At 44.8% G+C, this 1,768-nt stretch carries 2 protein-coding genes; both read right to left on the minus strand.

Annotated features, from left to right (window positions below; translation table 11 throughout):
• Nucleotides 1-778, minus strand: a 778-nt coding sequence (locus ACYVTD_RS12230; RefSeq protein WP_461248035.1) for a glutamine synthetase III, incomplete at its 3' end; no start/stop codon positions are given.
• A 219-nt stretch (nucleotides 779-997) separates the two neighbouring features.
• Nucleotides 998-1,768, minus strand: a 771-nt coding sequence (locus ACYVTD_RS12235; protein ID WP_461248036.1) for an amino acid--tRNA ligase-related protein, incomplete at its 5' end; no start/stop codon positions are given.

Consider the following 1,768-nt stretch of genomic DNA (forward strand, 5'->3'; position numbering starts at 1 on the left):
TTTTTGCGTTTACTCCGAGCTTCCAAAGTTCTTCGTCAAGCTCCTTCATAAAAGCGGATACGCGCGGTTTAATGGTTCCAAAATAATGATCCTCAAGCTCCTGACCCTTTGGCGGTTTTGCGCCGAACAGGGTTCTTCCTGTGTAGATTAAATCAGGGCGTTTAAGATAAATCTCTTTGTCGATAAGGAAATATTCCTGCTCAGGACCGACTGTTGTAAGAACACGTTGCGCCGTTGTGTCGCCGAAAAGCCTGAGTATGCGGATTGCCTGTTTGTCGATTGCTTCCATTGAACGGAGCAGGGGAGTCTTTTTATCAAGAGCTTCGCCTGAATACGAACAAAACGCCGTTGGGATACACAAAGTCCCGTCCTTGATAAACGCAAAAGAAGTTACGTCCCAAACAGTGTAGCCCCTTGCTTCAAAGGTGGCGCGTATGCCGCCTGACGGGAAGCTGGAAGCGTCCGGTTCTCCGCGGACAAGCTCTTTGCCCGAAAACTCCATGATGATTTTTCCGTCGCCTATGGGCGAGATAAAGCTGTCGTGCTTTTCCGCCGTTGTGCCGGTCATGGGCTGGAACCAGTGCGTAAAGTGGGTTGCGCCGTGCTCAACCGCCCAGTTTTTCATCGCATTGGCGACAACATTGGCGATATCAAGCTCCAGATGCGTACCTTTTGACATTGTTTTTTTCAATGCCTTAAAAACATCCTTGGGAAGCCTGTCTCTCATGACAGTTTCATTAAAGACCATACTTCCAAATAAAGCGGGAATGTCTTTCATTTCAATTTCCTCCAATAATAAATTTCTTAAAAATTAGTTAATAAAAAAGGCGCTTATCGGCAAGAAGCCATAAAGCCCCTACCTATAAACGCCTTTGTTTATCCTTTTGAATATTACAAAAAAAGGGATTTTTTGTCAAGTGTTTTTTCGAAAAATTTCTCACAAAGAACACAAAGTAGGATTAAGGGGGTATTGTTCGGGGAAAAGTAGATTTTTCGGCTATTTAGACTGCCTAATCTTTACATGTACTTCGCGGAGTTGCTGTTCTGTAACTTCGCAGGGGGCGTTCATAAGAGGGTCTTGGGCGGAACTGTTCATGGGAAAGGCGACCACTTCGCGGATATTTTCTTCTTCCGCCAAAAGCATGATAATTCTGTCTATGCCGGGAGCCATGCCAGCGTGGGGCGGCGCGCCGTAGTGAAATGCGTTGTAGAGGGCTGGGAATTTTTTCTCAATATCGGTCTTATTGTATCCCGCAATTTCAAAGGCTTTTACCATTACTTCCGGCAGATGATTACGGACTGCGCCGGAAGAAAGTTCTACTCCATTGCAAACAATGTCGTACTGCCATGCCAGAATGTCGAGGGGGTTCTTTGTTTCAAGAGCTTCAAGTCCGCCTTGCGGCATGGAAAACGGATTGTGGGTAAATTCGATTGCGCCTGTTTCCTCGTTTTTGCCGTACATGGGGAAATCAACAATAAAGCAAAATTCGAACTTTTCTTTATTGATAAGATTAAGCTGATTACCCAACGCAGTGCGAATCTGCCCTGCAAGAGTATTTACCTTTGACGGCGCGTCCGCGATAAAAAACAGGGTGTCATTTATTTTAAGCCCCAAGTCTTTTCTGAGAATGTTTTGTTTTTCTTCGGAAAGGAATTTGACTATCGGTCCTTTTAAACTGCCGTCTTCCATAACGGAAATATAGCCTAATCCTTTCATGCCGATTTCTTCGGCAAAGGCAAGCATTTTTTCAAAGAAGGATTTTGACTG

It is taken from the genome of Treponema sp. R6D11 (assembly GCF_054786075.1).